Here is a 20,275-nt window from a genome sequence, read left to right on the forward strand (position 1 = left end):
ACCGTGTCTCCTCACGCCCTCTGCAGGAAGTGGTCGAGCACGCGGACGCCGAAGTGCAGGGCCTCCACCGGCACCCGCTCGTCCACGGCGTGGTAGAGCGCCTGATAGTCGAAGCCCTCGGGCAGGCGCAGCGGCGAGAAGCCGTATCCGGCGATGCCGAGCCGGGAGAACTGCTTGGCGTCGGTGCCGCCCGACATGCAGTACGGCACGGCGCGGGCGCCCGGGTCGAAGTGCTCGACGGCGTCGCGCATCGCCCGGTACGTGGGGGTGTCGATCGGCGCCTCCAGCGGGCGCTCCCGGTGGTGGAACTCCCACTCCACATCCGGGCCGGTGAGCAGGTCGAGGGTGTCGTGGAACTCCTCCTCGCCGCCGGGCAGCATCCGCCCGTCCACATAGGCGGTCGCGCTGCCCGGGATCACATTGACCTTGTAACCGGCCTCGAGCACCGTGGGGTTGGCGCTGTTGCGCACGGTGGGCTCGATCAGGGCGGCGGCGGGGCCCAGTTTGGCGAGCAGGGCGTCGACGTCGAAGTCCGGGGCGTCCACCTCGGCCGGAACGCCCTGGAGCGCGGCCAGTTCGGTGAGCGCGGACTTCACCGTGGGCGTCAGCCGGACCGGCCAGCCGTGCTCACCGATGCGGGCGACGGCGGCGGCCAGCCTGCTGACCGCGTTGTCCCGGTTGACCTTGGAGCCGTGTCCGGCGCGGCCGTGCGCGGTGAGCTTCAGCCAGGCGGTGCCGCGCTCCCCCGCCGCGATGGGGTAGATCCGCATCCCGGACCCGGCGTGGAAGGTGAAGGCTCCGGACTCGCTGATGCCCTCGGTGCAGCCCTCGAAGAGCTCGGCGTGACGGTCGGCGAGGAAGCCGGCGCCCCAGGCGGCGCTGTCCTCCTCGTCGGCGGTGAAGGCCAGCACGATGTCCCGGCGCGGCCGCACACCCGTCCGCGCCCAGGCCCGGACGACGGCGAGCACCATCGCGTCCATGTCCTTCATGTCGATGGCGCCCCGGCCCCAGACGACCCCGTCGCGCACCTCCCCGGAGAAGGGGTGCACGGTCCAGTCGGCGGGCTCGGCCGGGACCACGTCCAGATGGCCGTGGACCAGCAGCGCGGGCGCGGACGGATCGGTGCCCTCGATCCGGGCGACGACATTGGTGCGCCCCGGCGACCGCTCCAGCAGGGTGGGCTCGATCTCCACATCGCCGAGCATCTCCGCCACATACTCGGCGGCCGGGCGCTCCGAACAGTCACCGCCGCCGCGGTTGGTGGTGTCGATCCTGATCAGATCGGAGGTGAACCGCACCACCTCCTCCAACGCCTGGGCGTCGATCGCCTCGGCACGGTCCGCGTCAGCCATATTGCTCCTCCACCGCGGCCGAGACGACCGTCGTGACGGCCTTGAAGCAGCGGATCCCCTCGTACATGGTCGGTGAGGTGTACGCGACGCGCCGCTCGCCGCTGTGCTCCACGCCCGGTACGACGCTCGCCGCCCCCACCAGATGCTCGGCGTCGAATTCCAGCTCCAGCGTGAACGGCCCGCCGCGGGCGGGCTCATGGCGCACCGCCAGCACCGCCGCCTCCCGCGCGGCCTCCCGGATGTCCGCGGCCGTGCGGGCGGGGGTGCGGCACACCGCCGCATAGCGCGAGACATAGTCCTTGACCGCGACGCTTCGGGCGCCGGGCACATAGTCCTTGGCGTCCTCGCAGGTCTTGTCGTCCCCGGTGACCAGCACCACCGGCACCCCGTACTCGGCGACCACCAGTGCGTTGAGCCGGCCTTCGCTCGCCCGCGCGCCGTTCACCCATACTCCGGTGATGGAGTTGGCCAGGTAGGTGTGGGCGAGGACGCCCTCGGTGCCCGCGCCGGTGTGATAGCCGACGAACGCCACCCCGTCCACATCACCGTGCTGCACGCCCTCGACCATGCTCAGGGTCTTGTGCCGCCCGGTGAGCATCTGCGCGCGGTCGTCCAGCTCCTCCAGCAGCAGATTGCGCATGCTCCAATGCGCCTCGTTGATGAGCACCTCGTCCGCACCGCCGTCGAGGAACCCGGCGACGGCCGCGCTCACATCGGAGGTGAACAGACGGCGGCAGCGCTCCCACTGCGGGGTGCCGGGCAGCACGTCAGCCGGCCAGGTCACGCCGGTGGCGCCCTCCATGTCGGCGCTGATGAGGATCTTCATGCCTCGTCACGTTACGCGCCGCGCCCGACCCGAACCACCCCTGTGGATAACTGGTCCAGTCCACTGTTCCCGCCTGCGGCGCACGGGGTCCGCCCGCCACATCGGACTACGCCCGCGAGACCACGAACCAGCGGGCCGGCAGCTCGACCCGGGAGCCGTCCGGCCACTGCTCCGTTTGGGCCAGCGCCGTCGGACCGTCGGCCAGGATCTCCAGCCCGGCCTCCGCCAGCACCTCCGGAACCTCCTTGTCCGCCGCGTCGGCCGGCCGCAGCCCGTGGTCGAAGACCCGGCGCAGCTTCGGCGGCGGACCGCCCGGGCTCGCCGCCAGCTCTCCCAACACGGCCTTGGACCGGGCCGTCAGCTCCACGACGAACCCCCGCCCGCGCCGCCCCAGCAGCGTGGCCACCGCCTCCGCGACCGGACGCCGGTCGACGGCGTCGCTCTGGTGGATGACGGCCCGCATGTACACATTGGCGTCGCCGAGCCGCCGGGCCAGGTCCGCCACCGCGGCCGCGTCCGTCAGGCTCAGCCGCCGGTACTCCGCCGCGCCCGCCGGGTCGGCGCGCCGTGCGTGCTCCACCGCGGCCTGGGACAGGTCGACGCCCAGCGCCCGCCCGAAGCGGGCGGCCAGATAGCGGGTCTGGGTACCGTTGCCACAGCCCAGGTCGACGATCGGCAGCGAGGTGTCGGCATGCGGGGCGAGCAGGTCCAGATGCGGGGCGGCGCTCATCGAGGGGTCCGCGTCCCAGATGGCGTCCCCCGGGGCGTCCGAGGTCTCCCGCCAGTAGCTCTCCCACGCCTGCCGGTAGCGCTCCGAGACACTCATCGCCGCTCCCCTGGGTGTACCAACGCCTGATCAGCCGGATGTGCCAACGCCTGCTCGGCCGGATGTGCCAACGCCTGCTCGAACCACACCGTTTTACCGCGCCCCGTGCGGCTCGCCCCCCACTCGCGCGCCAGTTTGCTGATCACCCGCAGCCCGCGCCCGCTCTCGTCGTCGCGATCCGCGCTCAGCAGCGCCGGCAGTTCGTGGTCGTCGTCGGTGACCTCGCACAGCAGGGCGTCGGTGCGCACCAGGCGCAGCCGCACATGGTGGGTGTGGGCATGCCGTATCGCATTGGTCACCGCCTCGCTCACCAGGAGCTCGGCGGTCTCCACGGAGTCCGGCAGCCCCCACCGGAGCAGCCGCTCGCGGACGAGCCGGCGGGCCCGCCCGACCTCGCTGGGGTCCAGCGCGAGCCGCCACTGGGCGACATCCTCGGCCGGTACACCGTTCAGCCGGGCCATCAGCAGCGCCACGTCGTCCTTACGGCCGCCACGGCCGTCCGTGTCGCGGGACGCGGCGGCCAGCGCCCGGATGATGGTGTCGCACGCGTCGTCCATGGACGCCGCCGGATGCGCCGCGGACTCGCACAGCGCGGCGATTCCGGCGCCGATGTCCTGGCCCCGCACCTCGACCAGGCCGTCCGTGCACAGCACCAGCCGATCGCCGGGCGTCACCCGCACCGTCACCGTCTCGAAGGGCACCCCGCCCACGCCGATCGGCGCCCCGGTGGGCAGGTCCAACAGCTCGCTGCGGCCGTCCTGGGCCCGCACCAGCACGGGCGGGATATGGCCCGCGTTGGAGACCACCAGCTCGGAACCGACGGGGTCGTAGACCGCGTACAGACAGGTGGCCAGATAGTGCTCGCCGAGCCGCTGGGCCAGATCGTCGAGGTTGCGCAGCAGCTGTGCGGGCGGCAGGTCGAGCGCGGCCATGGTCTGCACGGCGGTGCGCAACTGCCCCATCATCGCCGCCGAGGTGAGCCCGTGCCCCATGACGTCGCCGACCACCAGCGCGGTGCGCGACCCCGGCAGCTTGATGGTGTCGAACCAGTCCCCGCCGACCCGGCCCAGCCGGGTCCCGGGCAGATAGCGGGTGGCGGTGTCGCAGCCCGCCATGCGCGGCGTCACCTGGGGCAGCATGCTGTCCTGGAGCGTCTCGGCGACGTTCTCCTGGTAGGTGTACATCCGGGCGTTGTCGAGCACGAGCCCGGCGCGGGCGGCCAGTTCGGCGCCGGTCGTACGGTCCATGTCGTCGAACGGCTCCCGCTCCGGGCGCCGCAGCAGCACCATGAAGCCCAGCACCACATCGCGCGCCTTGAGCGGCACGATCAGGATCGACCGGCCGTTGATCAGGGGCCTGAGGTCGCGCTTCTCGAACTGCCCGGCTATCCGGTCGCCCACCTCGTCGCTGATGTGCGGGATCAGCACCGGCTCGCCCGTGACCATGCACTGGAAGAACGGGGTGTGCTCGGGGAACGCGATGCTCTCCCCGACCGGCACGGTGTCGTCCCAGCGGCCCGGTTCGTCGTTGTGCTCGACCCAGACGCGGTGCCAGACGGTGGTGACGTCGGGCGGGCCGTCGGGGAACCCCTCGCCCGCCAGGACCTGGGCGCGCAGATGGGTCCCGGCGAAGTCCGCGAAGCGCGGGACGGCGGCGCTGGTCACCTCGCGGATGGTACGGGCGAGGTCGAGCGAGGTGCCGATGCGGCCGCTGACCTCGTTGAGGAACTCCAGGCGCTCACGGACCGCCGCGTACTCCAGGTCCACCTCGTCGGGGTCCGGCGAACGCTCGGGGGCGTGCGCCCGATCCGGTACGCCGTCCGTCGCGATCGCGCTCCGGCGTACGGCCTCCTGACGTGCCCGGCGCTCGCGGCGCTCGCGGTGGCGGGGCATCCCCCAGTCCGGCGTCACCGGGACGCGCTCGTGGTGGCTGATCTCCAGTACCGGATAGCCCAGTTCCAGCACCTGGGCGACGATCCGGCCGGCCGTGGCCGGGCCCATGTTGGGCAGGATGTCCGGCAGCCGGCCGGCCAGCCGCTCGGCACCGGGGAACTCGGTGTGCAGCGCGAATCCGGGCCCGATCCGCTCGTCCCGCCCCAGCGCGTCGCCGCCCACCCCCTGGGCGTCCGCCGCCAGCACCAGCAGCCGCTCCGGCCCGGGGCCCACCAGCGGATACGCCCACCACAGGACGTCCACCCGGCCATGGCCCGGCTCCGCCATACGCGCCCGCCCCGCGGTGGGGTAGTACACGGTGCCGAGCCGCGAGTCGTCGAGCTCCGGACTGCCCGTCCCGTCGGTGCGCACCTCGGCGCCGCGTAACGCCCCCGAGACCGGCATCAGGTCGACGGCGGTACGGCCGACGGCCTGGTGCCGCGTGGGGCCGAAGAGCCTGCGCGCCCCCGAACTCCAGTGCGTGACCCGCCCCTCGGCGTCGATGACGACGACCGCGAGCGGCATCCTCCCGTGGACACCCCTGCGCTGCTCCGGCACCACGGGCGGCTCGCCCTGGCCGTCGTCGCAGCGCGACGTGCCGTACTCCATAGGCGGAAGACTCCTTCGCACGCAAGATCTGCGACAGCGCTACCCACGGTACGGCTGTTGCGGGCGACTGCGGGAGGCAATACCCGAATAGGTGTCATGTGCGGGTACGTGCGAGGGAGTCGCCGCAGCACGCCTCTCGGCGGATCTTTCCCCTCCCCGCCCCTTCCCGTAACCAGGGGCTACGCCCCTGGACCCCCACGGACCGACGAGCCGATCGCCGCCGCGATCAGCTCACCGGCCAGGGCGCCGACCACGCCGCCTGCGACGCGGTGGCCGAGCGGCTGACCGGTGAGCAGAGGGCCAGGGCGTCCCTGGGCGGGCGCTGTTCGCGGCGGGGGTGAGGGCGTGAACACCCCGCACCGGCGGGCTGATCGCTGTCGGCGCGGCGGCGCGGCGGATGACCGGGCGGACGCCCGCACGCCTCCGGGGCATCCGGCCGGGGGGCTCAGGCGGAGCCCCGGTTCCGCTTCGCCCCCGCACTCCGGGGGTCGGCGAGCCGACCATCGCCGCCGCGAAAACCCGCACCGGGCGGGCTGATCGCGGCCGGCACGCCGGCGCGGCGGATGACCGCGCGTATCCGGGTCGTCCGGCCGGGGTCTGGGGCAGGGCCCCAGTTGCGGGAAGGGGCGGGGAGGGGACAGCCCGCCGCGGGCGTCACGATCCGCCGGACGATCCACCGGACACCCCTAGGGTCCTTCTGGCGGATCTCCGTGGAGGAAGGAGCGGCGTCAGGGGGCACCTCCCAGCGGTAGCTGCGGGAGCGTGCTCTCGGCGTGCCGCGCGGAAGCCCTCGTAGCGGAGCTACTTGGGGTTTCGCGCGGTGCGCCGAGAGTGCGTGCAGGGCGCCGCGACGCCGCGGAGATCCGTCAGAAGGGCCCTAGTCCTCGTAGCCCAGTTGGAGATCGCGCTCCGTGCGGCCGCCGCCCGCGATCTGGAGGACCGTCGCCACCGGTGGGTAGCCGGCCGCGATGACCGTGTACTCGCCCGCCGACAGGTCGATGAAGCGGAACGCGCCTTCGGGGCCCGTGGTCGCCGTGTCGACCACGTTGCCCGCCGCGTCCAGCAGCGTGACCCGGGCGTCCTCCACCACCCGGCCGCCGGTGGCCCGGACGACTCCGCGCAGGACCGCGCCACCGGCCAGTTCGATGTCCTGCCGGGTCTCGCGGGCGGCCTGGACGGTGACGGGGAGGGCGGCGGGGCGGAACGCGGGGGCGCTGGCGGCGAGGGTGTACTCGCCCGCCACCAACTCGTCCATCACATAGCCACCTTCGCGACCGCTGCGGGTGGCCGCGACGACCTCGCCGCGCACATCGGTCAGGGTGACCGTCGCCTCCCTTACGGGCGTGCCGTCCGCCGTAAGGACGGCACCGGCGAGCCGGCCCGCGCCGCCGAGCACCACGTCCAGTTCGACCGGCCGGTCCCCGACGGTGACGCTGACCGCCCGCGGCTGGTGGCCGCCGGCCGCCGCGATCAGGACGTACGACCCGGCGCCGGGCGTGCTCAGCGCGTACCGCCCGTCCTCCCCGGTGGCACCGCGCCCGATCTGGCGTCCGCCGACGTCGATGAGGGTCAGGGCCGCCCGTGGGACCGAGGTGCCGTCGTGGTGCTGGACCGTGCCGCAGACCGGGACGCCCGCGGTGGGCGGTGGCGCGGTGGGCGAGGCGACGGCATGCCGGGGCCGGGTGCCCGTGCGCGCGGCCGGCACCACGGGGTCGTGCAGATCTTGCGGGTCTTGCTGGACGGCATAGTCGGTGTGGGACACCAGAGGTTTCTCCTTCAGGAGGAAGGCGAGCAGGAAGCCCAGGACGAGCACCGGCACGAGATAGAGGAAGATCCGCGGTATGGCGTGGGCGTACGCCGCGATGTAGCCGTCACGCAGGGCGCCCGGCATGGCGTGCACCATCTGCGGGGTGACGGAGTCGGGGTCGGGCAGGCCGGTTCCGTCGCCGCCGCTCCCGTACGCCGCCCCGGAGGGCAGGTCGACCTGGAGGCGGTCGGTGAGCCGGTTGGCGAAGAGCGTGCCGAAGACGGCCGCGCCGACGCTGCCGCCGATCTGCCGGAAGTAGTTGTTGGCGCTGGTGGCCGAGCCGAGGTCGGCCGCGGGAACGGAGTTCTGCACGGCGAGGATGAGCACCGGCAGGACGAGCCCGATGCCGAGCCCGAGGACGCCCATCCACAGGCTGTAGTCCTGGCGGGAGGTGTCCTCCTCCAGCCGGGAGAGCAGCCACATGCCGGCGATGGAGATCAGCCCGCCGACGACGGGGAAGACCTTGTAGCGGCCGGTGGTGCTGATGAGGTGGCCGGAGAGGATGGAGGCCAGCACCATGCCGCCCATCATGGGCACCATCAACAGCCCCGACTCGGTGGCCGAGACACCGTCGACCATCTGGAGGAAGGTCGGCAGATAGCTGGCGGCGCCGAAGAGTGCGACGCCGATGACGGCACCGATCAGCCCGCTGACGCAGAAGACCGAGTCGCGGAACAGCCGCATGGGGATGATGGGTTCGGGGACGACGCACTCCACGACGACGAAGAGGATCGCCGAACCCGCGGCCCCCAGGGCGAGCCCGAGGATGACGCGGGAGCCCCACGCGTACTCCGTGCCGCCCCAACTCGTCAGCAGCACCGCGCAGGTGGAGAACAGGGACAGGAACAGCGCGCCCAGATAGTCGAAGCGGGCCCGCCGCGGCGGCTCGGGCACCTTGAGGACGGCGGCCACGACGGCGAGGGTGAGCAGCCCGAAGGGGACGTTGACGTAGAAGCACCAGCGCCAGGAGGCATGGTCGGTGAAGAACCCGCCGAGCAGCGGCCCGGCCACCGAGGCGAGCCCGAACGCGGCGCCGATGAGCCCCATATAGCGGCCACGCTCCCGCGGGGGAACAATATCGGCCATGATCGCCTGGACGCCGATCATCAGACCGCCGGCGCCCACCCCCTGCACGGCCCGGAAGGCGATCAGCTCCTCCATCGTGCGTGACCAGCCCGCGAGCGCGGATCCTGCGATGAAGACGACGATCGCGAAGACGAAGACGCTCTTACGGCCGATGAGATCGCCCAGCTTGCCGTAGAGCGGGAGGACGACGGTGACCGCGAGGAGGTAGGAGGTGACGGTCCAGGACATCTTGCCCAGACCGTGGAGTTCGCCGACCACCTCGGGGAGGGCGGTGGCGACGATGGTCTGGTCGAGGGCCGCGAGCAGCAGCGCGAGCATCAGCCCGAAGAAGACCATCCGCACCCGGGCCGGGCTGAGCGGGGCGGGCGCCGGGGCGGCGCCGTCCGCCGGGGGCGGCGCCGGCGCACCCGCCCCGGCGCCGCCGGTTCCGGTTCCGTCGTCGATGGCGTGGGCGGGAAGGCCCGCCGGTTCGTATCCGCCGTGCTCGCGGCTCTCTCGCCGCTTCGGCACGGTGGCGCCGGTGGTCCCGGTGGTGCCGCCCACGTCCTTCTCCCCTCGTCACGTCTGCGCGGCCCATTTCTCGCATCATGCGCAACGGGGGGCAAACAGCGACGAATCGCCGACGAGGGGCCGCGGACGGCATTCGCCCCGGTGAGAGTGTGTACGGGGGTATGCGGGACCGCGGAGAAAACCACCCGAACCGGTGAGTGTGACCTTCGGTCCAGGAGACGAGGCCGGGACGGGGCGGGACAGGACGGGATCATGAGACCATGGGCGCCATAAGTGGCGCCCATGGGCGCTATTCGGCCGTCTCGGCGGCGAGCTTGGCCAGCAGTTCGTCGTAGATCCGGGCCAGCCCCTTGGGGGCGAAGGTCCGCTCGAAGAAGCCGCCGATGCCGGTCGCGCCGGTCCAGGTGGAGGTGACGACGACCCGCGACTTCCCCTCACCCGCCGGGGTGACGGTCCAGGTGGTGACCATCGAGGAGTTGCGGTCCTTCTCGACCAGCCGGCCGTCGGACGGCTCGGAGACCTCCAGCAGACAGTCGCGCACCCGCTTGCTGGTGGCCTGGAGCTTCCAGTGCACGACGGTGCCCTCGCCGTCGCCGCCCTCGCGCACCTCGTACTCGCTGAACTGCTGCGGGAGGAGCCGGGGGCGGGTGTCGCGGTAGTCGGCGATCGCGTCGAACACATCCTCGGGCTTACCCGTGACGATCCGCTCCGTGGTGGCCTCGACCTGCCCCATCGCATTTCCTTCCGCCCTCGACGTGGCGCCTTCAGCCCATGGCGCCCTGACAGGCGCAAGCCAACCACCTCAGGGGCACCGGCCCAAATCCGGGGTTGACGAAAATCAATCAAACATGTGTTCTATTGTGGTAACGAGCGAGACCCGGAGGTGCCTTCGATGCGCTGGGACAACCTGACCCGAGATGACACGGCGGCCACCCCGGCCCTCTTCGCCGCGGACGCGGTGACCACCCGGACCTTCGACACCCCGGAGTTCCGCGGGATCACCTTCCACGAGATCCGGGCGCGCTCGATCATCAACCGGGTGCCCGGGGCCTCCCGGATGCCGTTCGAGTGGACGGTGAATCCGTACCGCGGCTGCTCCCACGCCTGCGTCTACTGCTTCGCGCGCAAGACCCACAGCTATCTCGACCTGGACACCGGGATCGGCTTCGACTCCCAGATCGTGGTGAAGACCAACGCACCGGAGCTGCTCCGCCGCGAGCTGGCCTCCCGCCGCTGGACCGGTGAGCACATCGCCATGGGCACCAACGTGGACTGCTACCAGCGCGCCGAGGGCCGCTACCGGCTCATGCCCGGCATCCTTACGGCGCTCACGGAGCGCGCCAACCCCTTCTCGATCCTCACCAAGGGCACCCTTGTCCTGCGCGATCTGGAGCTGCTGCGGCGGGCGTCACGCGTCACCGACATAGGCGTCTCGGTCTCGGTCGGCTTCACCGACGGCGAGCTGTGGCGCACCGTAGAACCGGGCACGCCCTCGCCCGAGCGGCGCCTGGACGCCGTGCGGACGCTGTCCTCCCACGGGATCCCGTGCGGTGTGCTGATGGCCCCGGTGATCCCCTTCCTCGGCGACTCCCCCGAGCAACTGCGGGCCACCGTAAGGGCGATCGCGGAGGCCGGCGCCAGCTCCGTGACCCCGCTGGTGCTCCATCTGCGCCCGGGTGCCCGCGAGTGGTTCACCGCCTGGCTCACCCACCACCATCCCCGGCTGCTGCGGCGGTACGACGCGCTGTACGAGGGCGGGTCCTACGCCCCGAAGTGGTACCAGCGGCGGATCACCGGGATGGTGCACGACTTCGCCACCGAGTACGGCATCGGCCCGTACGCGTCGGGCGCCCACCGCAATGTGTCCGAGAAGCCGGACGCCCGGACCGAGGAGGAGCCGGAGTCCCGGGCCGACTCGCCGCCGGCCCAGCTGTCACTGCTCTGAACCGGCCCCAGCTGTCACTGCTCTGAAAACCCGCCCCCAGCTCCCTCTCACGGCACCCGTGCCTCACCCACCTTCTCCGCCGCGCCGCCCTGGCCCGCCGGCTCCGGCGCGCCCCCACCCGTGACGGCGCCCTCGCCGGTGATCCGGGCCAGGGCGGCGGCGGCCGCCGCGCTGAGGCGTATGTGCTGGGCGGCGGCGGTCAGGGCGGGGATGGCGCGCTCGTCGCCGATCGCGCCCAGGCCCTCCACGCAGGCGCGGGCGATCGCCCAGTGCCGGTCGCGGGCCGCCAACTGCCGTTCCAGGGCGGCCACCAGAGCCGGTACGGACTCGGGGGCCCGCAGCTCCACCAGCAGCCGGATGGGGTGCAGGGAGTACGCGGTGCGCAGCGGGTTCGTGGCCAGGGCGGCGGCGGCCCGCGCGGTGCGCGGATCGCCGAGCCGGGCCAGTACCCGGGCGGCGGTCGCACAGCGGGCCGGCTCGCGGTAGTTGAGCAGGAGGACAAGGGTTTCGAAGGCCCGGCGGTCTTTGGCGCTGCCGAGCACGAAGGCGGCCGTCTCCCGGGCCCACAGCGGCTGCTCCGGCGCGACGAGGATGCGGGCCAGCTGTTCACGCGCGGCGGGGGTGCCCTGGCGCACGAGCGCGAGCAGCGAGGCATGGGCCGCGGTTTCCTGGGGGGTTGAGAGCGAGGCCCGCACCCGCTCCGTCAGCGTCCGGAATTCATCGTCCATACGAGGTCTCCCCTCCCCGGTGGGCCGCGTTCCGGCACGGCCTCACTTTGAGCTCTGGCATCTTGGTTACCCGCGAGTTAATATGGCGACACGAGCAGTACCCCTGCTCCGGCGGCCTGGTGACGCAGCCGCCTTGTGTGACGTCGGTTCGGCAGTTCCAGAACAGCAGTTGAGGCACGGCCCCGGGACAGGGCCGGCCGCGTGTCTCCCACGGGCAGTTTCCTCCGTGCGGCGCTGTCCGTAAGGGAGCGTGCAAGCCCTTCCGTCGGGGATTTGTGTCAGCCGCGTCAGCCTCCCGCACATGCGTGGCGTGAACGGCAGCAGTGGCATGACACGAGCTCCCCTCAGTCGTCACTTCATCCCCGCATCCGGGGAACACCCTCTGGAGTCCGCGATGGACCGTCTCCCACACACCGGCGTCAGCACTACGTCCCCCTCTGATCTCTCCCCCTCCCGGGCCTCGCTCACTACTGTCGCCGTCGTCGGGCTCGGCACGATGGGCACCGGCATCGCCGAGATCCTGGCCCGGGCGGGCCGCGAGGTGATCGGCATCGACATCGACGAAAGCGCCTGCCGCCGAGCCGTCACCGCGCTCGAGGTCGCCACCGCCCGCGCCGTGCACCGCGAGCGGATCAGCGAACGGGAGCGGACCGGGATCCTCGACCGCTTCCGCGTCTCCACCGATCTGCGCGCCGCCGCCGGAGCGGAGCTGGTGATCGAGGTGGTGCCGGAGGACTACGACACCAAGCACGAGGTCTTCGCCGAGCTGGACACCGTGGTCGGCCCCGCCGCGATCCTCGCGACCGGCACCAACGCGCTGTCGGTGACCCGGCTGGCCGCCGAGTCCGCCCATCCGGAGCGGGTCCTGGGTCTGCACTTCTTCAATCCGGCGCCCGCGATGAGGCTCGTCGAGATCGTCTCCAGCGTGTTGACCGCCCCCGCCGCCGTCGAAGCGGTCACCGCGCTCGCCCGCGATCTGGGCAAGGAGCCGGTGGCGCTCGGCGACCGGCCCGGGTTCGTCGCCGACGGGCTGCTGTTCGGCTATCTCAACCAGGCCGCCGCGATGTACGAGGCCAAGTACGCGGCGCGGGAGGACATCGACGCCGCGATGAAGCTCGGCTGCGGACTGCCGATGGGCCCGCTGGCCCTGCTCGACCTGATCGGCGTCGACACCGCCCGCACCGTCCTGGAGGCCATGTACGCCGCCTCCGGCGACCGGCTGCACGCACCCGCGCCCATCCTGGGGCAGCTCGCCCAGGCCGGTCTCACCGGCCGTAAGGCGGGCCGCGGCTTCTACACGTACGAGGCGCCGGGCAGCGGCACGATCGTCGCCGACGCCGCGACGGCCGAGGTGGGGCGCTCCACGGAGGGGGCGCGCCCGGTGCGCGCCGTCGGGGTCGCCGGCTCGGGCACGATGGCCTCCGGGATCGCCGAGGTCTTCGCCAAGGCGGGCCTGGAGGTGGTGCTGGCCGGCCGGACCCCGGAGAAGGCCGCGGCGGCGAAGGCCCGCATAGGGAAATCCCTGAAAAGGTCGGTGTCCAAGGGGCGGATGACCGAGCAGGCCAGGGAGCAGACGCTGGCGCGGATCACCCCGGCCGACGCGCTCGACGCGTTCGCCGACGTGGACCTGGCCGTGGAGGCGGTGGCCGAGGACCTGGTGGTCAAGCAGGAGCTGTTCCGGGTGCTGGACAAGGTCTGCAAACCGGGCGCGGTGCTGGCCACGACCACCTCCTCGCTGCCGGTCGTCGCCTGCGCGCGGGCGACCTCGCGCCCGCAGGACGTGGTGGGCCTGCACTTCTTCAACCCGGCGCCCGCGATGAAGCTGGTCGAGGTGGTGCACACCGTGCTGACCGCGGACGATGTGCGCGCGACCGCGCACGCCGTGTGCGCGGCGGTGCGCAAACACCCGGTGGACTGCGGCGACCGGGCGGGGTTCATCGTGAACGCCCTGCTGTTCCCGTACCTCAACAACGCCGTGAAGATGGTCCAGGAGCACTACGCCACCCCGGACGCCATCGACGCCGCGATGAAACTGGGCGGCGGCTATCCGATGGGCCCCTTCGAACTGCTCGACGTCGTGGGGCTCGATGTGTCGCTGGCCATCGAGCAGGTGCTGCACCGGGAGTTCCGCGAGCCGGGCCTGGCGCCGGCGCCGCTGCTGGAGCATCTGGTGGCCGCCGGGTGCCTCGGACGCAAGACCGGGCGCGGCTTCCGCGAGTATGCCAAAGCCTGAGTACGTCTCCGGGTGGGGCGGACCGTCTGACTCCGGTACCCGGTGGGGCGGGCTGCTGGAGCCTTCCATTGGTCTGGCCCCGCACCGGCACTCACAAGCGTGTTACGTTCCCCACATGTCCCAGCCCGTGAAGGCCACGCGTACGGAGCGTACGAAACGAACCCCCTCATCCGGTGGCGGTGAGAGCGCGGGAAGCCGCCGCGCCGCGGCTCAGCGTCTGTCCATGCGCCGCAAACTCGCGGCCGCGGCGATGGAGTTGTTCGCGACGCAGGGGTACGAGGCGACGACCGTCGACGAGATCGCGGCCAGGGCGGGGGTGGCCCGGCGCACCTTCTTCCGGCACTTCCGCTCCAAGGAAGAGGCGATCTTCCCGGACCACGACGACACGTTGGTGCGGGCGGCGGCGGTGCTGGACGCGGCGCCTCCGCATGAGAACCCTCTCGACACCGTGTGCCGCGGGATCAAAGAGGTCATGCGGATGTACGCGGCCTCGCCGGCCGTTTCCGTGGAGCGCTACCGGCTGACCCGGGAGGTACCGGCGCTGCGGGAGCGGGAGATCGCCTCGGTGGCCCGCTACGAGCGGCTGTTCACCCGCTATCTGCTGGGCCACTTCGACGAGGGCGCCCACCACGACGGCGATGACGATCCGCTGCTGGCCGAGGTCGCCGCGTCGGCCGTGGTCACGGCCCACAACCATGTGCTGCGGCGCTGGCTGCGGGCGCGCGGCGAGGGCGATGTGGAGTCCCAGCTGGACCACGCGTTCGCGATCGTCCGCGAGACCTTTGGGACCGGCATCGGGGGACGTCCCGCCGTGGCCGGCGGGCGCCCCGCGGCGTCGGTCTCGGCGAAGGAGGAGGACGAGGTGGTGGTGATGGTGGCGCGGACGGACGCGCCGCTGACGGAGGTCATGCGGACGATCAAGGAAGCGTTGCAGCGCTAACGCTGGCGCTTGGGCTAGCCGGGGTTCGCCGGTTCTGGGCTCGCCCCCCGGGCTTGGTGAACCCCGTCCTGGGCTGGGACTGCCCGCCCATGCGGTTGGTCCGGCACCGCCGGACTGCGCCGTCGGGCGCCCCGCCGTCGCGGCGGAGACGAGGGCGGCACCCGCCCCGCCCACAGGCCGACCCCCGACCCGGCGGCCCGCCGAACAGGCAGTTCGGCACCGCCGGACTGCACCGTCGGGCGCCCCGCCGTCGCGGCGGAGACGAGGGGCGGCACCCGCCCCGCCCACAGACCGACCCCCGACCCGGCGGCCCGCCGAACAGGCAGTTCGGCACCGCCGGACCACGCCGTCGCGGCAGAGAGGAAGGGCGGGACCCGCCCCCCACAGGCAGGTCCCGCCCGAGCCGCGCCTGCGCCGCCCCGGTGCGGGGCGGCGCGGCGCGGGCGCCTCAGCTGGTCCTGGTCAGCTTCGCGGCGAAGCCACCGTTCTTCGGGACGTCCACCTTGAGCCGGGAGGTCGCCGTGACCTCCTGGGTCTCGGTGACGACCTTTCCGTCCGGGCCGTCCTTCCACACCTCGATCCGCCAGCCGCCCTTGCCGAGGAAGCTCAGCGGCTCGTCCAGCGTGCGGGCCTCGCCCGAGGTGATCGCGCCCAGGTACCAGGTGTCGCCGGAGCGGCGCGCCAGGACGGCGCGGTCGCCGGGGTCGCCGTCGACCAGCTTTGTCTCGTCCCACACCGTGGGCACCTGGTTCAGGAACTTCAGCTCGAGCGGCCTGCTCTCGTAGGACTCGACGCTGTCGGCGAAGTGCTGCACCCCGGACTCGTAGACGACCGAGAGCGCGAGTTCGGCCGCGTCACTCGTGGGCCGCACGCCGGTGAAGGTCGCCGGCGTGAAGTCCATGGGCCCGATGAGGTTCCGGGTGAAGGGCAGGGTCGTGTAGTGCGCCGCCGGGAAGGGCTGGCGGCCCGGCTTGGGGCGGGTGCCCTCGGCGCCCTTGACCGCCTCGGTGCTCATCAGCTGCGGCCAGGTCCGCTCCTGCCCGCGCGGGATCGTGGCGCCGTGGAAGTTCAGCATCAGCTTGTGCCGGGCGCTGTCCTTGAAGACCGCGTCGTACCAGCGCATCCGGTCCTGGCCGTCCGACTCCAGGAAGTCGATCTTCAGCCCGGCGATCCCCCAGGACTTCCACAGCGGGAACAGCCGGTCCCGCTCACTCTGCGCGTCGATGGTCTGCCAGCGGGCCCACAGCCAGACGCCGACGCCCTTCTCCTTGGCGTACGCGGTCAGCTCGGGCATCCAGGAGTCGCTCCAGCCGGAGTCCACCAGGATGTACTCCCAGCCCTCACGCGCCGCGAAGTCCACGAACTTCTTCTGGGCGTCCAGGCTGGTCGGGCTCTGTCCGTCCGACCACCAGGACCAGGCCGCCTTGCCCGGCTTGATCCAGGAGGTGTCGGCGACCTTGGAAGGGGCGGCCAGATCGGTCGGCAGATCGCTCTCGGTGACGGTGGCGAGGTCGCCGATGACCATGGTCCGCCAGGGGGTGGTCAGCCCGGGGCCGCTGACCTCGGCGGGGTCGGGGAGGGTGAGCTTGAAGCGGTCGGTGGCGGAGTCGAGCGTGAGCCGGGAGCCGCCGTAGGAGCTGTTGAGGTCCGCCTCCTCGATCAGCATCCAGCTGGAGCCGATGTGGAAGAGCGACGGATAGCCGTAGTCGCCCGCCTTGGCGTCGGCCACCGTGCCGTGGTCATGGGCGGACTCGTAGTCCTGGCGGCCGTTGTCGTACGGCAGGAGGAAGGAGTCGGCGGACGGCGGGACGGCGTACTCGGTGCTCTCGCCGAGCACGGTGACCGTCCCCTTGTCCGGCAGCACATAGCGGTAGGCCAGCCCGTCGGCGGAGACCCGGATGACCACCTTCAGCGTCCGCCCGTCCTTGCGGAAGGTGAAGGTCGACTCGGAGGCGTCGGAGGTGTGCTGGGTGCGGCGGCCGGTGGTGGTCGTATAGGTCTCGTGGACCTTGCGGTCACTGCGCCCGGCGAACCGCAAGCCTTTGCTGAAATCGGTCTCGGCGGTGCGGATGCCCAGCCCCGACGGCCGCAGCACGGTGGTGGAGCCATGGCTCGCGGTCAGGGTCAGCGCGCCCTCGTTGTTCAGCTTGAGCTCGCCGCTGACCTGTCCCATTCCGGTTAGCCGCCAGTCCTGCGCACGACCGTCCGATGCCGCCGCCGCCCGGAGCGGCACCAGCACGGCGGCCGCGCAGGCGAGGGCGGCCACGGCTCTGGTGACCTTTGATCGTGCCGTTTGCATCGTTCCTCCTCGTTCACCGCACCCTCGACACGGCGCTCGATACATCAGAGCAATCGGGTGCCTTGACGCATCATCAGCCCGTTTCTACGCTCCCGTCTAGCCAAATCATCGGAGCAATCTGGTCGCTTCGGGGACGGGAGAAGATCGGGATGCCAGTCAGCAGACGTGGGTTCCTGGGCCGGGTGGCGGCGGGCGCGGCCGCGAGCACGGCCGTCGGCGTGGCCCTCCCCGAGCAGGAGGCGGCCGCACAGCCACAGCAATCGGTGACCCTGCGCGGCATGCGCACCGACCAGGAGTGGGAGCGCTTCCTCAGCGGTCAGGATCTGCTCTGGAAGCGCTTGCCGAGAACGTGGTACGAGGGGCCGTTCCTCGGCAATGGTCTGCTCGGCTCGATGATCTACCAGGAGCCCGGGGAGAACGCGCTGCGCTTCACGGTCCACCACAGCGAGGCGCAGGACCACCGGCCCACCGAAGGCGGCAGCGACTGGGGCGTGGCGCGGCTCCCGGTGGGCAATCTGCTGCTGCGCCCGGTCGGCGCCATCACCGGCGTCGATCTGCGACTGGATCTGTGGAACGCCGAGCTGCGCGGCACGGTCACCACGGACAAGGGGAAGCTGAAGCTCCGAGCGCTGGTGCACAACGACCGCACCATGCTGCTGGCCACCGTCGAGGCGAGCGCCGGCGAGGAGGGGTTCCGCTGGGAGTTCAAGCCCTCACCGGCGGTCAGTCCGCGCATCGTCCGCGAGGATCCGCCGAAGGGCTTCGAGCCCAACCCGGCCCCGGTCAGCCGCACCGAGGACGGGCTCGGCGTCACCGTCCAGTCGCTGGTGGCGGGCGGGCAGACGGTGAGCGCGTACAAGCAGCGCGGCAGCGGCCGGGAGCGCACGTACTACCTGGCCGTGGCGCACTCCTTCCCGGGTACGGACGCGGAGGGCCGGGCGCGTACCACCGTGCGCAAGGCGTCCGCGCTGCCGGTCTCCAGCCTGCGGCGCACCCACTACGAGTGGTGGCACCGCTTCTACCGCAAGAGCTTCATCTCGGTGCCCGACGGGATGCTCCAGAGCTTCTACTGGATCCAGCTCTACAAGCTGGCCTGCGCCGCCCGTGAGCACGCCCCCGTCATGGCCACCACCGGCCCGTGGGTGGAGCCGACGCCGTGGCCCGGGGTGTGGTGGAACCTCAACGTCCAGCTGGAGTACTGGCCGGTGCACGGCTCCAACCACCTGGAGCTTGACGCGATTCCGCGCACCCTCGCCGAGAACACCGACGTGCTCATCAGCGGCCTCAAACCCGAGTACCGCGCCGACTCGGCCGGGCTGCGCCGCTCCACGGACGCGCAGTGCGAGGACAACGGCACGGTGCCGGTGCCGGGCGTCGGGGACTCTCCCGAGGTCGGCGATCTGCCCTGGGCGCTGCACAACGTCTGGCTGAGCTACCGCCACACCATGGACCGGGGCCTGCTGGAGGACGTGCTCTATCCGCTGCTGCGCCGCTCCACCAACTACTACCTCCACTTCCTCACCCAGCAGCCGGACGGCAGGCTGCACCTGCCGAAGACCTTCTCCCCCGAGTACGGCGCGGCCCCGGACTGCAACTACGACCTGGCGCTGCTGCGCTGGTCCTGCCAGACCCTGCTGACCACGGTCGAGTTGCTGGACAAGGACGATCCGCTGGTGCCCAAGTGGCGCGAGGTGCTGGAGAAGCTGGTCGACTATCCGGTGGACGAGAACGGCTTCATGATCGGCACCGGTGTCCCCTTCGCCAAGTCCCACCGCCACTACTCCCATATGCTCTCGGTCTACCCGCTCTACCTGGTCAACTGGGACCAGAAGGAACACCGGGACCTGATCGCCCGCTCGCTGGAGCACTGGATCAGCTTCGAGGGCGCGCTGCGCGGCTACAGCTTCTCGGGCGCGGCCTCGATCTCGACGCAGATGGGGCTCGGCGATGACGCGCTGAAGTATCTGCGGGAGCTGGTGGCGCGGTTCATCCAGCCCAACACCCACTACTACGAGGCGGGTCCGGTGATCGAGACCCCGCTGTCGGGCGCACAGGCGATCCACGACATGCTCTGCCAGAGCTGGGGCGGGACCATCCGCTTCTTCCCCGGGGTGCCGGGCGAGTGGCGGGACGTCACGCTGCACGACTTCCGTACTCAGGGCGCGTTCCTGGTCAGCGGGGTGCGTACGGGCGGGACGACGCGCTGGGTGCGGGTGCGCAGCCTGGCCGGGGAGCCCTGCCGCGTCCGCCACTCGATCGGCGGCCGGGTCGCGGTCGCCGGGGTGGGCGGCCCGGCGCCGAAGTGGCGTGACCTGGGGAACGGCGAGGTCGAGCTGGAGCTGGACCGGGAGGATGAGGCGGTGATCTACCCGGCCGGCGCCCGGCCGGACTTCCTGATCGCCCCGGTGAAGGTCACCACCCCGGCCGAGCCCTGGGGCCTGCCGGAGCTGCCGCAGGCGGGCGCGGTCACCCAGGTCGATCTGACCGGGCACTTCGACAACGACGCCATCACCACCGAGATGTACTACGGGGACGGCGACTTCGACGGTACGGGCCGCACCTATCCGATGGCGCAGCTGCCGCAGACCGGGCAGACCGAGGACGACGGGATCACCTTCGCGTTCACCAATGGCAGCGAGGGCTCCAACAACAATGTCATCGCCGCGGGTCAGAAGGTCACGGTCGCGGCGGGCGGCTATACGAAGCTGCATGTGCTGGGCGCGGGCGACACCGGCAATGTGTCCGTCCCCGCCGAGGCCACGTATGGCGACGGCTCCACCGGCAAGCTGACCATCCAGCTGACGGCCTGGATGTCGGGTCCGGCGTACGGGGAGACGGAAGCGGTGCGGACGAGTCAGATCCACACCCGCACCGGCCCGTTGGGCACCAAGGCCGCGATCTTCCACCAGGTGGTGGAGCTGGACCCGGGCAAGGAGCTTTCGGCGATCACCTTGGGCGCCCCCTCGGGCACCGCACGGGCGCATATCTTCGCCCTCTCACTGGAGAAGGACGACTGACGAAGGACGCGCACGACGGGATCCACACCGCGACGGCCGCCCCGCTTGGGGCGGCCGTTGTTGCTCATGTGTGCACTGGAGATGACAACTGAGGGAAATTGTTGGCACCCAGTGTCTTGCGAGGTGGCACAGAGTGCCATACGGTGATGATGTCCGGGCGGCCGGC

At 71.8% G+C, this 20,275-nt stretch carries 12 protein-coding genes; 4 read left to right on the forward strand and 8 right to left on the reverse strand.

Annotated features, from left to right (window positions below):
- Positions 1-11 precede the first annotated feature (11 nt).
- From ACMTAK_RS13840 to ACMTAK_RS13865, 6 genes are all read right to left on the reverse strand, one after another.
- On the reverse strand, positions 12-1,352 hold the full coding sequence (locus tag ACMTAK_RS13840) for a M20/M25/M40 family metallo-hydrolase (RefSeq protein WP_413806522.1): 1,341 nt from the start codon (positions 1,350-1,352) through the stop codon (positions 12-14).
- Positions 1,345-2,178, reverse strand: coding sequence for a M55 family metallopeptidase (locus tag ACMTAK_RS13845; protein WP_413806523.1), 834 nt, complete (start codon positions 2,176-2,178; stop codon positions 1,345-1,347). The genes ACMTAK_RS13840 and ACMTAK_RS13845 overlap by 8 nt, the downstream gene beginning before the upstream one ends.
- Positions 2,179-2,284: 106 nt before the next feature.
- The gene (locus tag ACMTAK_RS13850; protein WP_413806524.1) at positions 2,285-3,004 is read right to left on the reverse strand and encodes a class I SAM-dependent methyltransferase; all 720 of its coding nucleotides are present in this window, start codon (positions 3,002-3,004) and stop codon (positions 2,285-2,287) included.
- A complete protein-coding gene (locus tag ACMTAK_RS13855) occupies positions 3,001-5,544 on the reverse strand; it encodes a SpoIIE family protein phosphatase (RefSeq protein WP_413806525.1) in 2,544 nt (847 codons plus the stop codon). The genes ACMTAK_RS13850 and ACMTAK_RS13855 overlap by 4 nt, the downstream gene beginning before the upstream one ends.
- A gap of 877 nt (positions 5,545-6,421) precedes the next feature.
- Positions 6,422-8,881, reverse strand: coding sequence for an MFS transporter (locus ACMTAK_RS13860; protein WP_413812876.1), 2,460 nt, complete (start codon positions 8,879-8,881; stop codon positions 6,422-6,424).
- 355 nt (positions 8,882-9,236) lie between these two features.
- Positions 9,237-9,680 carry an SRPBCC family protein gene (locus tag ACMTAK_RS13865; protein ID WP_262705376.1) on the reverse strand — a complete coding sequence of 148 codons (444 nt, stop codon included), beginning with the start codon at positions 9,678-9,680 and terminating at the stop codon, positions 9,237-9,239.
- Between the two features lie 159 nt (positions 9,681-9,839).
- Between ACMTAK_RS13865 and ACMTAK_RS13870 the strand changes: the two genes are divergently transcribed.
- Positions 9,840-10,892, forward strand: coding sequence for an Rv2578c family radical SAM protein (locus ACMTAK_RS13870; protein WP_413806526.1), 1,053 nt, complete (start codon positions 9,840-9,842; stop codon positions 10,890-10,892).
- 47 nt (positions 10,893-10,939) lie between these two features.
- Here the strand turns inward: ACMTAK_RS13870 and ACMTAK_RS13875 are convergent, their stop codons facing one another.
- Positions 10,940-11,620: a HEAT repeat domain-containing protein gene (locus ACMTAK_RS13875; protein ID WP_044569041.1), complete on the reverse strand. Its 681-nt coding sequence runs from the start codon at positions 11,618-11,620 to the stop codon at positions 10,940-10,942.
- 394 nt (positions 11,621-12,014) lie between these two features.
- On the opposite strand from ACMTAK_RS13875, the gene ACMTAK_RS13880 reads away from it, so the two are divergent.
- On the forward strand, positions 12,015-13,853 hold the full coding sequence (locus tag ACMTAK_RS13880) for a 3-hydroxyacyl-CoA dehydrogenase family protein (RefSeq protein WP_413806527.1): 1,839 nt from the start codon (positions 12,015-12,017) through the stop codon (positions 13,851-13,853).
- A 115-nt stretch (positions 13,854-13,968) separates the two neighbouring features.
- On the forward strand, positions 13,969-14,793 hold the full coding sequence (locus ACMTAK_RS13885; RefSeq protein WP_413806528.1) for a TetR family transcriptional regulator: 825 nt from the start codon (positions 13,969-13,971) through the stop codon (positions 14,791-14,793).
- Positions 14,794-15,241: 448 nt separating this feature from the next.
- Here the strand turns inward: ACMTAK_RS13885 and ACMTAK_RS13890 are convergent, their stop codons facing one another.
- Positions 15,242-17,092 carry a glycoside hydrolase family 97 protein gene (locus tag ACMTAK_RS13890; protein ID WP_413806529.1) on the reverse strand — a complete coding sequence of 617 codons (1,851 nt, stop codon included), beginning with the start codon at positions 17,090-17,092 and terminating at the stop codon, positions 15,242-15,244.
- Between the two features lie 149 nt (positions 17,093-17,241).
- Between ACMTAK_RS13890 and ACMTAK_RS13895 the strand changes: the two genes are divergently transcribed.
- Complete coding sequence (locus ACMTAK_RS13895) at positions 17,242-20,109, forward strand: glycosyl hydrolase family 95 catalytic domain-containing protein (protein ID WP_413806530.1); 2,868 nt, start codon at positions 17,242-17,244, stop codon at positions 20,107-20,109.
- Positions 20,110-20,275 lie beyond the last annotated feature (166 nt).

It is taken from the genome of Streptomyces lacaronensis (genome assembly GCF_047337785.1).
Taxonomy (GTDB): Bacteria; Actinomycetota; Actinomycetes; order Streptomycetales; family Streptomycetaceae; genus Streptomyces; species Streptomyces lycopersici.

Coding starts and splice junctions, on each gene's coding strand:
- ACMTAK_RS13850 (WP_413806524.1), bottom strand. CDS start 3,004: ATGAGTGTCTCGGAGCGCTACCGGCAGGCGTGGGAGAGCTACTGGCGG.
- ACMTAK_RS13890 (WP_413806529.1), bottom strand. CDS start 17,092: ATGCAAACGGCACGATCAAAGGTCACCAGAGCCGTGGCCGCCCTCGCC.
- ACMTAK_RS13845 (WP_413806523.1), bottom strand. CDS start 2,178: ATGAAGATCCTCATCAGCGCCGACATGGAGGGCGCCACCGGCGTGACC.
- ACMTAK_RS13865 (WP_262705376.1), bottom strand. CDS start 9,680: ATGGGGCAGGTCGAGGCCACCACGGAGCGGATCGTCACGGGTAAGCCC.
- ACMTAK_RS13840 (WP_413806522.1), bottom strand. CDS start 1,352: ATGGCTGACGCGGACCGTGCCGAGGCGATCGACGCCCAGGCGTTGGAG.
- ACMTAK_RS13870 (WP_413806526.1), top strand. CDS start 9,840: ATGCGCTGGGACAACCTGACCCGAGATGACACGGCGGCCACCCCGGCC.
- ACMTAK_RS13880 (WP_413806527.1), top strand. CDS start 12,015: ATGGACCGTCTCCCACACACCGGCGTCAGCACTACGTCCCCCTCTGAT.
- ACMTAK_RS13855 (WP_413806525.1), bottom strand. CDS start 5,544: ATGGAGTACGGCACGTCGCGCTGCGACGACGGCCAGGGCGAGCCGCCC.
- ACMTAK_RS13875 (WP_044569041.1), bottom strand. CDS start 11,620: ATGGACGATGAATTCCGGACGCTGACGGAGCGGGTGCGGGCCTCGCTC.
- ACMTAK_RS13895 (WP_413806530.1), top strand. CDS start 17,242: ATGCCAGTCAGCAGACGTGGGTTCCTGGGCCGGGTGGCGGCGGGCGCG.
- ACMTAK_RS13885 (WP_413806528.1), top strand. CDS start 13,969: ATGTCCCAGCCCGTGAAGGCCACGCGTACGGAGCGTACGAAACGAACC.